Annotated in this window: 13 protein-coding genes; 8 read left to right on the plus strand and 5 right to left on the minus strand. The window is 72.6% G+C overall.

What is annotated here, in order from left to right; genetic code table 11:
* Positions 1–174 precede the first annotated feature (174 nt).
* Genes BLW85_RS11040 through tyrS form a run of 3 tightly spaced genes read left to right on the plus strand, consistent with a single transcriptional unit; the run spans position 175 to position 4,418 of the window.
* Positions 175–1,698 (plus strand): TldD/PmbA family protein, encoded by a 1,524-nt coding sequence (locus tag BLW85_RS11040; RefSeq protein ID WP_070025939.1) that lies wholly within the window; start codon positions 175–177, stop codon positions 1,696–1,698.
* On the plus strand, positions 1,695–3,089 hold the full coding sequence (locus tag BLW85_RS11045; RefSeq protein WP_070025938.1) for a TldD/PmbA family protein: 1,395 nt from the start codon (positions 1,695–1,697) through the stop codon (positions 3,087–3,089). Before BLW85_RS11040 ends, BLW85_RS11045 begins: the two co-directional genes overlap by 4 nt.
* Positions 3,090–3,146: 57 nt before the next feature.
* Complete coding sequence (tyrS, locus tag BLW85_RS11050) at positions 3,147–4,418, plus strand: tyrosine--tRNA ligase (protein WP_070025937.1); 1,272 nt, start codon at positions 3,147–3,149, stop codon at positions 4,416–4,418.
* Between the two features lie 73 nt (positions 4,419–4,491).
* Here tyrS and BLW85_RS11055 read toward each other — a convergent pair whose 3' ends face one another.
* Positions 4,492–4,782: a GlsB/YeaQ/YmgE family stress response membrane protein gene (locus tag BLW85_RS11055; protein WP_070025936.1), complete on the minus strand. Its 291-nt coding sequence runs from the start codon at positions 4,780–4,782 to the stop codon at positions 4,492–4,494.
* Between the two features lie 239 nt (positions 4,783–5,021).
* On the opposite strand from BLW85_RS11055, the gene BLW85_RS11060 reads away from it, so the two are divergent.
* Together BLW85_RS11060 and BLW85_RS11065 are read left to right on the plus strand one after the other, a co-directional pair.
* The gene (locus BLW85_RS11060; RefSeq protein WP_070025969.1) at positions 5,022–5,405 is read left to right on the plus strand and encodes a DUF3099 domain-containing protein; all 384 of its coding nucleotides are present in this window, start codon (positions 5,022–5,024) and stop codon (positions 5,403–5,405) included.
* Between the two features lie 272 nt (positions 5,406–5,677).
* Positions 5,678–5,890, plus strand: coding sequence for a hypothetical protein (locus BLW85_RS11065; protein WP_074991951.1), 213 nt, complete (start codon positions 5,678–5,680; stop codon positions 5,888–5,890).
* Positions 5,891–5,925: 35 nt separating this feature from the next.
* Here BLW85_RS11065 and moaA read toward each other — a convergent pair whose 3' ends face one another.
* The 3 genes from moaA to BLW85_RS11080 all read right to left on the minus strand — a co-directional run bounded on the left by moaA (position 5,926) and on the right by BLW85_RS11080 (position 9,050).
* Positions 5,926–6,915: a GTP 3',8-cyclase MoaA gene (moaA, locus tag BLW85_RS11070; RefSeq protein ID WP_070025968.1), complete on the minus strand. Its 990-nt coding sequence runs from the start codon at positions 6,913–6,915 to the stop codon at positions 5,926–5,928.
* Between the two features lie 153 nt (positions 6,916–7,068).
* Positions 7,069–8,697 (minus strand): solute symporter family protein, encoded by a 1,629-nt coding sequence (locus tag BLW85_RS11075; protein WP_074991952.1) that lies wholly within the window; start codon positions 8,695–8,697, stop codon positions 7,069–7,071.
* Entirely contained in the window at positions 8,694–9,050 is a 357-nt protein-coding gene (locus BLW85_RS11080; protein WP_070025933.1) for a DUF485 domain-containing protein, read from the minus strand. Before BLW85_RS11080 ends, BLW85_RS11075 begins: the two co-directional genes overlap by 4 nt.
* A gap of 278 nt (positions 9,051–9,328) precedes the next feature.
* Between BLW85_RS11080 and BLW85_RS11085 the strand changes: the two genes are divergently transcribed.
* Complete coding sequence (locus BLW85_RS11085; RefSeq protein WP_074991953.1) at positions 9,329–10,861, plus strand: S8 family peptidase; 1,533 nt, start codon at positions 9,329–9,331, stop codon at positions 10,859–10,861.
* A 123-nt stretch (positions 10,862–10,984) separates the two neighbouring features.
* On the plus strand, positions 10,985–12,364 hold the full coding sequence (locus tag BLW85_RS11090; protein ID WP_074991954.1) for a CoA transferase: 1,380 nt from the start codon (positions 10,985–10,987) through the stop codon (positions 12,362–12,364).
* A gap of 24 nt (positions 12,365–12,388) precedes the next feature.
* Here the strand turns inward: BLW85_RS11090 and BLW85_RS11095 are convergent, their stop codons facing one another.
* On the minus strand, positions 12,389–13,099 hold the full coding sequence (locus tag BLW85_RS11095; protein ID WP_070025930.1) for a VIT1/CCC1 transporter family protein: 711 nt from the start codon (positions 13,097–13,099) through the stop codon (positions 12,389–12,391).
* A gap of 177 nt (positions 13,100–13,276) precedes the next feature.
* Here BLW85_RS11095 and BLW85_RS11100 point away from each other — a divergent pair, with 177 nt between their 5' ends.
* Positions 13,277–14,260, plus strand: a complete 984-nt coding sequence (locus BLW85_RS11100) for a DEDDh family exonuclease (protein ID WP_071828799.1) — start codon at positions 13,277–13,279, stop codon at positions 14,258–14,260.
* Positions 14,261–14,332 lie beyond the last annotated feature (72 nt).

Below are 14,332 nucleotides of genomic sequence, written 5' to 3' on the forward strand. Positions count from 1 at the left end.
GAAAACCTATCGGTCCGGTCGCGCCCGCGGGCAATCGGGCACCGACAGTGGCGCGGGACCGTCACTGTCGGGTCCCTACAGATCGGACCGCTCCCGACCCGAAAGGGTGTGGTCCGTCGCCCCGCCCGCGCGCCATGATCGGAGCCGACAGGCCACGACAGCAGGGAGACCTCCGTGCCCCATTCCATCGACGAAGCCTTCACGGCGCTTCCGCTCAGGTCCCTCGCCGACGCCGCGCTCGCCCGCGCGCGGGCGCTCGGGGCCGAGCACGCGGACTTCCGGTTCGAGCGGGTGCGCGACGCGACCCTGCGGCTGCGGGACGCCCGGCTCGCGGGGTCCTCGGACACCACCGACCTCGGGTACGCGGTCCGGGTCGTGCACGGCGGCACGTGGGGGTTCGCCTCCGGGGTCGATCTGACCATGGACGCGGCGGCCCGGGTCGCCTCCCAGGCGGTGGCCATGGCCAAGCTGTCCGCGCAGGTCATCAAGGCCGCCGGGGCCGAGGAGCGGGTGGAGCTGGCCGACGAGCCGGTGCACGCGGACCGGACCTGGGTGTCGTCGTACGAGATCGATCCCTTCTCGGTGCCGGCCGAGGAGAAGGCGGCGCTGCTGGCGGAGTGGAGCGCCCGGCTGCTCGCGGCCGACGGCGTCGATCACGTGGACGCGAGCCTGCACACCGTGCACGAGAACAAGTTCTACGCCGACACGGCCGGGACCGTGACGACCCAGCAGCGGGTGCGGCTGCATCCGGAGCTGACCGCCGTGTCGGTGGACGGCTCCAGCGGCGAGTTCGACTCGATGCGCACCCTCGCGCCGCCGGCCGGGCGCGGCTGGGAGTACCTGACCGGCACCGGCTGGGACTGGGACGACGAGCTGGCGCGGATCCCGGAGCTGCTCGCCGAGAAGATGCGCGCGCCGAGCGTGGAGCCGGGCCTGTACGACCTGGTGATCGACCCCTCCAACCTGTGGCTGACCATCCACGAGTCCATCGGGCACGCCACCGAGCTGGACCGGGCGCTGGGCTACGAGGCCGCCTACGCCGGCACCTCCTTCGCCACCTTCGACCAGCTGGGCAAGCTGCGGTACGGCTCCGAGCTGATGAACGTCACCGGCGACCGCACCGCCGAACACGGCCTGGCGACCATCGGGTACGACGACGAGGGCGTCGCGGCGCAGTCCTGGGACCTGGTGAAGGACGGCACGCTGGTCGGCTACCAGCTGGACCGCAGGATCGCCCGGCTGACCGGGTTCGAGCGGTCCAACGGGTGCGCGTACGCCGACTCCCCCGCCCATGTGCCGGTGCAGCGCATGGCCAACGTGTCGCTGCGGCCCGACCCGGCCGGGCTGTCCACCGAGGACCTGATCGGGGGCGTCGACCGGGGCATCTACGTGGTCGGGGACCGGTCGTGGTCGATCGACATGCAGCGGTACAACTTCCAGTTCACCGGTCAGCGGTTCTTCCGGATCGAGAACGGGCGGCTCACCGGGCAGCTGAAGGACGTCGCCTACCAGGCCACGACCACCGACTTCTGGGGGTCGATGGCGGCGGTCGGCGGCCCGGGGACCTACGTCCTGGGCGGCGCCTTCAACTGCGGCAAGGCCCAGCCGGGGCAGGTGGCCGCCGTGTCGCACGGGTGCCCCTCCGCCCTGTTCCGGGGCGTCAACATCCTCAACACCACTCAGGAGGCCGGCCGATGAGCCCCCGTACCGACAAGCCGCACGAGACCGTCGAGCGGGCCCTTGCGCTGTCCCGGGCGGACGGGTGCGTCGTCATCGCCGACGAGCACTCCACCGCCAACCTGCGCTGGGCGGGCAACGCGCTCACCACGAACGGGGTGACCCGCGGCCGTACGCTCACCGTGATCGCCACCGTGGACGGCAAGGAGGGCACCGCCTCCGGTGTCGTCTCGCGCTCCGCAGTGACCGCCGAGGAGCTGGAGCCGCTGGTGCGGGCCGCCGAGGCGGCCGCGCGCGGGGCCGGGCCCGCCGAGGACGCCCGCCCGCTGGTCACCGGTGTGCCGCCGGCGCCCGACTTCACGGACGCGCCGGCCGAGACCTCCTCCGCCGTGTTCGCCGACTTCGCCCCGGCGCTCGGCGAGGCCTTCGCCCGCGCCCGGGCCGGCGGCCGGGAGCTGTACGGCTTCGCCAACCACGAGCTGGTCTCGACGTACCTGGGCACCTCCACCGGCCTGCGGCTGCGGCACGACCAGCCGGCCGGCACCCTGGAGCTGAACGCCAAGTCGCCCGACCGCACCCGCTCGGCCTGGGCCGGGCGGTCCACCCGGGACTTCAAGGACGTCGACCCGGCCGCGCTCGACGCCGAGCTGGCGGTGCGGCTGGGCTGGGCGGAGCGGCGCGTGGAGCTGCCCGCGGGCCGCTACGAGACGCTGCTGCCGCCGACCGCGGTGGCGGACCTGCTGATCTACGAGATGTGGTCGGCGTCGGGCCGGGACGCGGCCGAGGGCCGCACGGTGTTCTCCAGGCCCGGCGGCGGCACCCGGATCGGCGAGCGGTTCGCCGAGCTGCCGCTCACGCTGCGCGGCGACCCGCACGAGCCCGGCCTGGAGTGCGCGCCCTTCGTGGTGGCCCACTCCTCCGGCGGCGACCGGTCGGTGTTCGACAACGGGCTGCCGGCCCCGGCCACCGACTGGATCCGCGAGGGCGTCCTGCGGCGGCTGACGACCACCCGGCACAGCGCCGCCCTGACCGGGCTGCCCGTCGCGCCGGCGCCGGGCAACCTCATCCTGGACGGCGGCAACGACCGCTCGCTGGACGAGATGGTCGCGGCCACCGAACGCGGGCTGCTGCTGACCTGCCTGTGGTACATCCGCGAGGTCGACCCGGCGACGCTGCTGCTCACCGGTCTGACCCGGGACGGCGTCTACCTCGTGGAGAACGGGGAGGTGACCGGTCAGGTGAACAATTTCCGGTTCAACGAGTCGCCGGTGGACGTGCTGCGCCGGGCCACCGAGGCGGGGCGTACGGAGAAGACGCTGCCGCGCGAGTGGGGCGACTGGTTCACCAGGGCCGCGATGCCCCCGCTGCGGGTCCCCGAATTCAACATGAGTTCTGTCAGCCAGGGCGTATAACCTCGTAGTCGGCCGGCATCCGGCCGACCCGAAGATCACCAAGGAGACACGAGAACCGTGACGGACATCGTCGACGAACTGAAGTGGCGTGGGCTCATCGCCCTCTCCACGGACGAGGACGCATTGCGCAAGGCGTTCGCGGACGGTCCCGTCACGTTCTATTGCGGCTTCGACCCGACCGCGCCCAGTCTGCACCTCGGCAACCTCGTGCAGATCCTGACGATGCGCCGCATCCAGCAGGCGGGTCACCGTCCGCTGGGCCTGGTCGGAGGTGCCACCGGACTGATCGGCGACCCCAAGCCGACCGCGGAGCGCACGCTGAACGCCCCGGAGACCGTCGCCCAGTGGGTGGAGCGGCTGCGCGGGCAGATCCAGCCGCTGCTGGACTTCGAGGGCCCGAACGCCGCGGTGATGGTCAACAACCTGGACTGGACCCAGGGCCTGTCGGCCATCGAGTTCCTGCGGGACATCGGCAAGCACTTCCGGGTCAACAAGATGATCGCGAAGGAGGCCGTCTCGCGGCGGCTCAACTCCGACGCGGGCATCAGCTACACCGAGTTCAGCTACCAGATCCTCCAGGGCATGGACTTCCTGGAGCTGTACCGGCGCTACGGCTGCACGCTGCAGACCGGCGGCAGCGACCAGTGGGGCAACCTGACCTCGGGCACCGATCTGATCCACCGGGTCGAGCCGGACGCCGTGGTGCACGCGCTGGGCACCCCGCTGATCACCAAGGCGGACGGCACCAAGTTCGGCAAGACCGAGTCCGGCACCATCTGGCTCGACCCCGAGATGACCACGCCGTACGCGTTCTACCAGTTCTGGGTCAACGCGGACGACCGGGACGTGGCGAAGTTCCTGCGCATCTTCAGCTTCCGCTCCCGTGAGGAGATCGAGGAGCTGGAGCGGCAGACGCAGGAGCGGCCGCAGGCCCGGGCGGCGCAGCGGGCGCTCGCCGAGGAGCTGACCACGCTGGTGCACGGCGCCGAGCAGACGGCCGCGGTGATCGCCGCGTCCAAGGCGCTGTTCGGGCAGGGCGAGCTGGCGGAGCTGGACGGCCGGACGCTGGCCGCCGCGCTGTCCGAGGTGCCGCACATCCAGGTCACCGAGCTCGCTCCCGTGGTCGACCTCTTCGCCGAGGTGGGGCTCGTCGCCAGCAAGTCCGCGGCGCGGCGCACCGTGAAGGAGGGCGGTGCCTACGTGAACAACGTGAAGGTCGCCGCCGAGGACGCGGTGCCGTCGGCCGACGAGCTGCTGGACGGGCGGTGGCTGGTGCTGCGGCGCGGCAAGCGGAATCTGGCGGCGGTGGAGGTCGTCGCCGGCCAGTAGCGCCGTCGGGACGTGGGGGGCCGCGGTGCCGCGGTTTCCCGCGTCCCTCCGGACGCCGCCCTCGGGGGCGGTCTCAGACCCTTTCCATCCTGCGGCGCTTTCGCTTGCCCAGGGTCGCCGCGTAGAAGGAGTCCACCACGGCCACGATGATGATCGCGGCCACGAGCTGGAAGATGTGCCGGCTCCAGTCGATGCCCCGGGTCTCGGCGACGTGGAGGGCACGGGCGATCGCGTTGCCCGCGACGGCGCCGAGGATGCCGCAGATGGTGGTCAGCCAGAGAGGGCTGTGCTGCTTGCCCGGGATGATCGCCTTGGCGATCACACCCAGCACGAGTCCCACGATGATCGCCCACAACCAGCCCATGGCTGCCTCCTCGTCGCGGTCGAAGTGAGCTTTACGCCAGTGTCGGCCGGTCCGTCCCCGGTCGCATGTCGGCACCCGCGCGTGCCCGGCGGGATCATCGCCGCAGGCAGGGGGTGACCCGGTCTCGTCGGCCGCGCGGGCGCGGCGTACCGTTGGACGTGTCCCGGCGCCCCCTGCTTCGCCGGGCGTGGACGAGGGCGCGGACCGGGAGAGTCCGACACGGGCGGATGGTGGAAGTGATGCGGAGACAGCACGGCGACGGCGGCCAGGTGTTCCGGATCACCGGGGCCCGGACCGGGCTCGCCGAGGATGTGCGCGGCCGGCAGCGGAGGTACGTCATCTCGATGTCGATCCGCACGGTGTCGGTGATCCTCGCGGCCACCCTGTGGAACGTCGAACGGCCGCTGGCCATCGTGGCGTTGGTGGCCGGGGCGATCCTGCCCTATATCGCCGTGGTGGTCGCCAACGCGGGCCGGGAGCGGCCGCCCGGACTGCCCTCGACGTTCGTCACCGCGCCCCTGCGCCCGATGATCGGGACGTCGCCCGACGCGGACGAGAACGCCGAGGACGGGCAGAACGGCCCGAAGGCCGGGGTGCGCGGCGAACGCTCCGGCCCCGCGTGACCTGTGCGGACGCGGGGGAAGCGGTCGGCGACGGCGGGCGAAGCTCAGAAAAAGCTCAGAATCAATCATGCAGTTCCAGTGCCGGGCGACGGGTCCGCCGTGACATACTGCGAATGCGCTCCGCATCCCCCGTCGGAGCGACGGACCGACGCCGGGCAGCTCCCCCCGTGGCTGCTCGGCGTCGCCTCGTTCCGCGCCCGTTTTCCGCGCCGTTGTTCTTTTTCCGCGCCCCTGTTCGTTGAGTTTTCCGTTGCGTGAGACGCGAGAGATCCGTGAGTGACGAGACCCCCATCTGCTCCGCCAAGGGCTGCCGTGCGGCCGCCGTGTGGGTGCTGGCCTGGAACAACCCGAAGATCCACACGCCGGAGCGGCGCAAGACGTGGCTCGCGTGCGAGGAGCACCGCGAGCATCTGTCGCAGTTCCTCGGTGTACGGGGGTTCCTGAAGGACGTCGTCCTGCTGGGCGAGTGGGAGCGCGCCGACTGAACGCCGGGCGGCGCGGCGGCGATCGAGGCCGGCCGTCAGCCGCCGATCGCCGACATGGGGCGGTCCGGCTGGATGAAGGACGGGTCGTCCAGTCCCGCGCCGGCCTTCTTGCCCCACATCGCGAGCCGCCAGATGCGGGCGATCTCCTCGTCGGGGGCGCCGGAGCGCAGGGCGCCGCGCAGGTCGGTCTCCTCGGTGGCGAACAGACAGGTGCGTATCTGGCCGTCGGCGGTCAGCCGGGTGCGGTCGCAGGCCGCGCAGAACGGGCGGGTGACCGAGGCGATCACACCGACCCGGTGCGGTCCGCCGTCCACCAGCCAGCGCTCGGCCGGTGCCGAGCCGCGTTCGTCGGCGCCCTCGGGGGTGAGCCGGAAGCGGGTGCGCAGGGCGGCGAGGATGTCGCCGGCGGTGACCATGCCCTCGCGCTTCCAGCCGTGCTGGGCGTCCAGGGGCATCTGCTCGATGAACCGCAGTTCGTAGTCGTGCTCGATCGCCCAGGCCAGCAGGTCGGGGGCCTCGTCCTCGTTCAGCCCCGGCATCAGTACGGTGTTGACCTTGACCGGGGTGAGTCCCGCCTGGTGGGCGGCGCGCAGTCCTTCGAGGACGTCCTTGTGCCGGTCGCGGCGGGTGAGGGCCTTGAAGACCTCGGGTCGCAGGGTGTCCAGGGAGACGTTGACCCGGTCCAGGCCGGCCGCCTTCAGTGCGGCGGCGGTGCGGCCCAGGCCGATGCCGTTGGTGGTGAGGGACGTCCGGGGCCGCGGGTCGAGGGCCGCGACGCGCTCGACGATGCCGACCAGACCGGGGCGCAGCAGTGGCTCACCGCCCGTGAACCGGACCTCCTCGACACCGAGCGTGCGCACCGCTATGTCGATCAGGCGCACGATCTCGTCGTCCGTGAGCAGGTCGGGCTTGGCCAGCCACTGCAGGCCCTCCTCGGGCATGCAGTAGGTGCAGCGCAGATTGCACCGGTCGGTCAGCGAGACCCGCAGGTCGGTGGCCACGCGGCCGTACGTGTCGATGAGCACCAGGGCCCCCTCCCTCGGCATCGGCTGTGTTTCCGTGTCATCTGCGAGCCTACGTGACACCACCGACATCGACACCGGCCCGATCCCACGAGTTGACCCGCGGCCGCGTCGTAGGACCGTACAGCCCTGACGGCGTGGCCGGTCGTACGGGTCTCAGTGCGCGCCCGTGCCGGTCAGGGAGCGCACCTCCAGTTCCGCGTACTTGCCGGAGTCCGGCGCCTCCTTGGAGAACAGGGTGCCCAGGGCGCCCAGCAGGAACCCGACGGGGATGGAGACGATCCCGGGGTTCTCCAGCGGGAACCAGTGGAAGTCGACGCCGGGGAACATCGAGCCGGGGCCGCCGGAGACGACCGGGGAGAACAGCACCAGGCCGACGGCGGTGACCAGGCCGCCGTAGATCGACCACAGGGCGCCCGAGGTGGTGAACCGCTTCCAGAACAGGCTGTAGAGGATCGTCGGCAGGTTCGCGGAGGCGGCGACGGCGAAGGCGAGGGCGACCAGGCCGGCCACGTTGAGGTCGCGGGCGAGGGCGCCGAGGACGATGGAGACGGCGCCGATGCCGACGGTCGCCCAGCGGGCCGCGCCCAGTTCCTGCCGCTCGGTGGCCTGCCCCTTCTTGATGACGTTGGCGTAGATGTCGTGGGCGAAGGAGGAGGACGAGGCGAGGGTGAGGCCGGCGACGACGGCGAGGATGGTGGCGAAGGCGACGGCGGAGATGGTGGCGAGCAGGACGGCGCCCGCGTTGGAGTCGACCCCGCCGAGGTGCAGGGCGAGGAGCGGGGCCGCGGTGTTGCCCGCCTTGTTGGAGGCGATGATCTCGTCCGGCTTGATCAGCGCGGCGGCGCCGAAGCCGAGGGCGAGGGTCATCAGGTAGAAGACTCCGATCAGGCCGATGGCCCAGATGACCGACTTCCGGGCGGCCTTGGCGGTGGGCACGGTGTAGAAGCGGATCAGGATGTGCGGCAGTCCCGCGGTGCCCAGGACCAGGGCGAGGCCGAGGGAGAGGAAGTCCAGCTTGGTGGTGCCGGTGGCGCCGTACTTCAGGCCGGGCTCCAGGAACGCGCTGCCCTTGCCGCTGTTGTCGGCGGCCCGGCCGAGCAGATCGGAGACGTCGAAGTGGAACTTCAGCAGCACCAGGAAGGTCAGCAGCAGGGCGCCGATCATCAGCAGCACCGCCTTGACCATCTGCACCCAGGTGGTGCCCTTCATGCCGCCGATGGTGACGTAGAAGATCATCAGGACGCCGACCAGGGCGACGATGCCGATCTTGCCCATGTCGCCGGTGATGCCGAGCAGCAGGGAGACGAGCACGCCCGCGCCGGCCATCTGGGCGAGCAGGTAGAAGATCGACACGACGATGGTGGAGGCGCCGGCGGCCGTGCGGACCGGGCGCTGGCGCATCCGGTAGGCGAGCACGTCGCCCATGGTGTAGCGGCCGGAGTTGCGCAGCGGCTCGGCGACCAGGAGGAGGGCGACGAGCCAGGCGACCAGGAAGCCGATGGAGTAGAGGAAGCCGTCGTAGCCGAAGAGGGCGATGGCGCCGGCGATGCCGAGGAAGGACGCGGCGGACATGTAGTCGCCGGAGACGGCGAGGCCGTTCTGGAAGCCGGTGAACTGCCGGCCGCCCGCGTAGAAGTCGGCGGCGTCCCTGGTCTGCCGCCCGGCCCACACGGTGATGACGAGGGTGGCGACGACGAACACGGCGAACAGGGTGACGATCAGCGTCCGGTGCTCGCTCGCCTCGCCGGCGGCCAGCAGCACGGGGTGGGTCGCGGGGCTCATTCGGCGTCCTCCATGCGGGACTTGATGGCGGCCGCGCGCGGGTCGAGCCGGGCGGCGGCGTGGCGGGCGTACCACCAGGCGATGAGGAAGGTGGTGAGGAACTGGGCGAGGCCGAGGACCAGGGCGACGTTGACGTTCCCGGCGACCTTGGTGGCCATGAAGCCGCCCGCGTAGTTGGACAGCAGCACGTACAGCAGGTACCAGGCGATGAAGGCGGCGGTCAGCGGGAAGGCGAACGAGCGGTGCGCACGGCGCAGTTCGCGGAAGTCCGCGCTCTGCTGGACCTCGGTGAACTCCTCGGTGGCGGGACGGGGGGTCCCCGGTGTCGCGGGGGGCGGTGTCTCGGTGGCCACGGTGTCTCCTCGCGGATGCGGATGAGGTGGGGCGTGCAGGCCGGCCGCTCGATGGTGCTGGCGCGCCGCGCCCAGATCCACGGCGCCACGCGCGAGCCGACCCAAGTGCCCCTGAATTTGCCCGCAACCGATCTGATTGAGTCATTGCCAACTCATTGCTGATCGCTGAGAGAACGGGTTAGGTTCCGGCTGCACGCCACTCGTCATGCACCTGCCCGAGCACCGATCGTGTCCCGGGCGGGTTCCGTCGTTCCGTATCCGGATGTTGTGGAGGATCCATGGCCCAGTTGCGCCCCAGACGCCGACTCGCGCTCGCGGTGCCGGTCGTGCTGTCGCTGACCGCCTCGCTCGGCTTCCTGCCCTCGGCCGCCACGGCCGCACCCGTCGCGGCGGCACCCGCGAAGGCGGAGGCGGCGGACGGGCCGAACCTGTCGTACGTGGTCAACACCCGCACGGACCGCCGTACGCTGGAGTCGGTGCGCCGGGAGATCACGCGCAACGGCGGCACCCTGGTGGCCGGTTACGACCGGATCGGCGTCCTGGTCGCGCACTCCGCCAAGGCGGACTTCGCCCGGCTGATGCGCGCGGTGCCCGGGGTGGACTCGGCCGGTGCCACGCGCACCGCCCCGCTGGCCGCCTCCTCCACCATGGACCTGGGCACGCCCAAGGCGCTGAGCGGCGCTCAGATGGCCGCGGCGGGCGCGGCGGCGACCGGGGGCGAGGACCCGCTGGAGCCGCTCCAGTGGGACCTGCCGGCCATCAAGGCGGACAAGGCGCACGAGAAGACCCTGGGCAGCCCCGATGTCACGGTCGCGGTCATCGACACCGGCGTGGACGACACCCACCCCGACATCGCGCCCAACTTCGACCGGGCCGCCTCCGTCAACTGCGTCTCGGGCAAGCCGGACACCACCGACGGCGCCTGGCGGCCCGGCGCCGCGGAGAGCCCGCACGGCACCCACGTCGCGGGGGAGATCGCGGCCGCGAAGAACGGCGTCGGCATGACGGGCGTGGCGCCGGGCGTGAAGGTGGCCGGCATCAAGGTGGCCAACCCCGACGGGTACTTCTACGCCGAGTCCGTGGTCTGCGGCTTCGTGTGGGCCGCCGAGCACCACGTGGACGTGACCAACAACAGCTATTACACCGACCCCTGGTACTTCAACTGCGTCACCGACCCGGACCAGAAGGCGCTCGTGGACGCCGTCGAGCGGGCCTCGCGGTACGCGGAGAAGCGGGGCGCGGTCAACATAGCGGCGGCGGGCAACGAGAAGTACGACCTGGCCGCCGGCTCGATCACCGACCCCGCCTCGCCGAACGACGGCACCCCGTCGTCCCGTGTGGTCGACAAGCGCCGGTGCTTCGACATCCCGACCGAGCTGCCGGGCGTCGTGACCGTCGCGGCGACCGGCGCCAAGGGGCTGAAGTCGTCGTACTCCAACTACGGTCTCGGCGTCGTCGACATCGCCGCGCCCGGCGGTGACTCGACGGTGTACCAGCAGCCCGCGCCCCCGGCGACCAGCGGTCTCATCCTGGGGACGCTGCCGGGCGGCAAGTGGGGCTACATGGCCGGCACCTCCATGGCGACCCCGCACGTGGCCGGTGTTGCAGCATTGATCAAGTCAACCCATCCGCATGCCTCCCCCGCGCTGGTCAAGGCCCTGCTGTACGCGGAGGCCGACGCCACGCCGTGCGCGAACCCGTACGACATCAACGGTGACGGCAAGGTCGACGCGGTCTGCGAGGGCCCGAAGAACCGCAACGGCTTCTACGGCCGCGGCATGGCCGACGCGCTGGACGCGGTGACCAGGTAGCGCCCGGGTGCGGGCGGGCGGGCCGGGGCCGTGCTCCATGGCGGCACACCCCGGCCGCCCGCTCGCACGTCGACGGCACCTCACCTCATCAGGTTGATTGAATCAATAATGCATAGTGCAGTCATGACAGATATCGCGTTCGCGTGGACTGCACTGGGCGGCGACCCCGCCCTCGTCTCCCGGGTGACCACGATCGAGCGGCCCGGCGCCCTGCCGGCCCGGCTCCCGGTACGAAAGCTGGCGCGCGCGTGCGTCGGCGCCTGCGCCCTGGCCGCCGCCGAGCTGGGGGCCCACCGGACCGGGCGCGCCGAGGTGCCCGGCGTCCGGGTGGACGACGGCGCGGTGGCGGCCGCGTTCCACAGCGAGCGGCTGGTCCGGGTGGACGGGCGGGCACCGGTCTCCTTCGCGCCGCTGTCGCGGTTCTGGCGCACGGCCGACGGGTGGGTGCGCACCCATGCCAACTACCCGCACCACCGGGCCCGGTTGCTCGACGCGCTGTCCCTCCCGCCGGACGCCTCGCCCGAGGACGTGGCCGCCCGGCTCGCCGACCGCCGCGCCCTGGAGACCGAGGCGGCCGTCAACGACGCCGGCGGCCTCGCGGTGGCCCTGCGCGACCCCGGTCGGTGGCGGGCGACCGAGCAGGCCGCCGAGGTCGCCGCCCGGCCCCTGGTGGAGCGGGTCCGCCTCGACAGCGCCCCCGCGCGCGTGCTCCCGCCCCTGGACCCCGCGGCCGCTCCCCTGCTGCCCGCCGCCGGGCTGCGGGTCCTGGACCTGACCCGGGTCCTGGCGGGCCCGGTCGCCACCCGTGCCCTCGGCCTGCTGGGCGCCGACGTGCTGCGCCTGGACGCGCCCTGGCTGCCCGAACTCCCCGACCAGCACGCCGACACGGGCTTCGGCAAGCGGTCCGCGACCCTCGACCTGGCCGTCGACCGGGACGCCTTCGAGGAGCTGCTGGCCGCGGCGGACGTCGTGGTCACCGGCTACCGTCCCGGCGCGCTCGACCGCTTCGGCCTCTCCCCCGAGGCCCTGGCGGAGCGGCGGCCCGGCCTGGTGGTGGCGCAGGTGTCGGCGTGGGGCGCGTACGGTCCCTGGGCCGGGCGGCGCGGCTTCGACAGCCTGGTGCAGGTGGCGACGGGCATCGCGACGACCGAGGGCTCGGCCGGACAGCCCGGCGCGCTGCCCGCGCAGGCCCTGGACCACGGCACCGGCTATCTGCTGGCGGGGGCCGTGCTGCGGGCGCTGACCGAGCAGTCGTACGACGGCGGCAGCCGCTCGGTGCGGCTCGCGCTGGCCCGCACGGCGCTCTGGCTGACGGACGGGATCGAGCCGGACCGGGGGACGGACGGCACGCCGTACGACACGCCGGACCCCTGGCTCGCCGAGACGGACAGCCCCCTCGGGCGGCTGCGGTACGCCCTGCCCGCGGTGGACTTCACGGGCGGGCCGGCCACGTGGGCCCGTCCCCCGGTGCCGTGGGGCACGCAGCGGGCCGTCTGGGCGTGAGACCGGTCCCGGGCGGCCGGACGGTCAGACGCCGACCGCGCCCAGGGCGCTGCCCGCCGCGTAGGTGACCGCCATCGCCAGCGCGCCGCCGACCACGTTGCGCACCACCGCCCGCCGAGGGGCGGCGGCGCCGAGGCGGGCGCTGGTCCAGCCGGTCAGCACCAGCGCGGCCAGCACGGAGACCACGGTCACCGGCAGCCGCCAGCCGGCCGGTGGCAGCACGATGGCCAGCAGGGGGAGCAGGGCGCCCACGGTGAAGGCCAGGAAGCTCGCCCAGGCCGCGTGCCAGGGGTTGGTCAGCTCGTCGGGGTTGATGCCCAGTTCCACGCTGGCGTGGGCCCGCAGCGCGTCCCGCTCGGTGAGCTGCTCGGCGGCCTCCCGGGCCACCTCGCGGGACAGGCCGCGCTCCTGGAGCAGCTCGGTCAGCTCCCGCAGTTCGGCCTCGGGCTGCTCGCGCAGCTCCCGTTTCTCCACGGCCAGCGCGGCCAGCTCGGAGTCGCGCTGGGTGGAGACGGAGACGTACTCGCCGGCCGCCATGGACATCGACCCGGCGAGCAGTCCGGCCAGTCCGGCGGTGAGCAGGGCGGACCGGCTCTGGGTCGCCCCGGCCACGCCGACGACGAGTCCCGCGGTGGAGACGATGCCGTCGTTCGCGCCGAGCACTGCGGCGCGCAGCCAGTTCAGCCGCGAGCCGAGCGCGCCGCCGTGGTTCTCGTCATGGGTCGGTTCCGTCACAGCAGCGAGCATCGCACTCCCCGGGGCGTCCGTGCCGCACCAGCGCCTCGGGAGCGACAACAGGCCCCGCGAAAAAGGGACATTCGGCAGGTACACGGACTGGTCGGGCACCGGGAGCGGTGCCCGACCGGCCCTGCGGGGCCGGATTGTCGGTCATGGCCCGTATCCTCAGTGACCATGCTCGAAGACCGTGCGACCGCAGTGTCCTCCCCCACCCGGTGGCCGGCCGCGTATCCCCAGGGATACGCGGTCGTTGACGTGGAGACCACCGGCCTGGCCCGGCACGACCGGATCATCTCCGCCGCCGTCTACCGGCTGGACGCGCGCGGCGAGGTCGAGGACCACTGGTACACGCTGGTCAACCCGGAGCGCGATCCGGGGCCCGTGTGGATACACGGCCTGACGAGCGACGTGCTGGAGGGCGCGCCCGTCTTCGCGGACATCGCCGAGGAGTTCGCGGCCCGGCTGGACGGCCGGGTGCTCGTCGCGCACAACGCCGTCTTCGACTGGCAGATGATCGCGCGCGAGTACGCGCGCGCCGAACGCCGGGCCCCGGTGCGTCAACGGCTGTGCACCATCGCGCTCTCGAAGGAGCTGGGGCTGCCGCTGCCCAACCACAAGCTGGAGTCCCTCGCGGCGCACTTCGGCGTGGTGCAGCAGCGCGCGCACCACGCGCTGGACGACGCGCGGGTGCTGGCGGAGGCGTTCCGGCCCAGCCTGCTGGCCGCGGCGGCGGGCGGCGTACGGCTGCCGCTGCTGGAGTGCCGCCCGCTGACGGAGTGGTCGGACCAGCCGGTGCCCCGGCAGGCGGCCGGGGGCTACGGCGGCTACCGGCCCGGCAGTTGGCGCCCCTCTCGCAAAAGGCCCGCATGCCCCTATCCCAACCCGGGCCGCTACGAAGACGGCAAACGCCTCAAACAGGGCATGCGGGTGGCGTTCTCGGGTGACACCTCGGTCGAGCGGGAGCTGCTGGAGGACCGGGCGACCGAGTGCGGGCTGCACGTGGCGTCCAGCGTCTCCCGGCTGACCAGCCTGCTGGTGACCAACGACCCGGACTCGGGCACCTCCAAGACGGTGAAGGCGCGGCAGTTCGGCACCCCGATCATGGACGAGGCCGCGTTCGGACAGCTGCTGAGGGACGTCGAGCCCGCGGACGAGTGACACCGGGCCCGGAAGCGGAGGGCACCGGCCTCACGGACGGGTGATCGTCCGGACGAGTGGTTGACGCACGAC

The organism is Streptomyces misionensis (genome assembly GCF_900104815.1).
In the GTDB taxonomy this organism is placed as follows: domain Bacteria; phylum Actinomycetota; class Actinomycetes; order Streptomycetales; family Streptomycetaceae; genus Streptomyces; species Streptomyces misionensis.

Coding starts and splice junctions, on each gene's coding strand:
- BLW85_RS11045 (WP_070025938.1), top strand. CDS start 1,695: ATGAGCCCCCGTACCGACAAGCCGCACGAGACCGTCGAGCGGGCCCTT.
- BLW85_RS11055 (WP_070025936.1), bottom strand. CDS start 4,782: ATGGGCTGGTTGTGGGCGATCATCGTGGGACTCGTGCTGGGTGTGATC.
- BLW85_RS11060 (WP_070025969.1), top strand. CDS start 5,022: ATGCGGAGACAGCACGGCGACGGCGGCCAGGTGTTCCGGATCACCGGG.
- BLW85_RS11075 (WP_074991952.1), bottom strand. CDS start 8,697: ATGAGCCCCGCGACCCACCCCGTGCTGCTGGCCGCCGGCGAGGCGAGC.
- BLW85_RS11085 (WP_074991953.1), top strand. CDS start 9,329: ATGGCCCAGTTGCGCCCCAGACGCCGACTCGCGCTCGCGGTGCCGGTC.
- BLW85_RS11090 (WP_074991954.1), top strand. CDS start 10,985: ATGACAGATATCGCGTTCGCGTGGACTGCACTGGGCGGCGACCCCGCC.
- BLW85_RS11100 (WP_071828799.1), top strand. CDS start 13,277: ATGCTCGAAGACCGTGCGACCGCAGTGTCCTCCCCCACCCGGTGGCCG.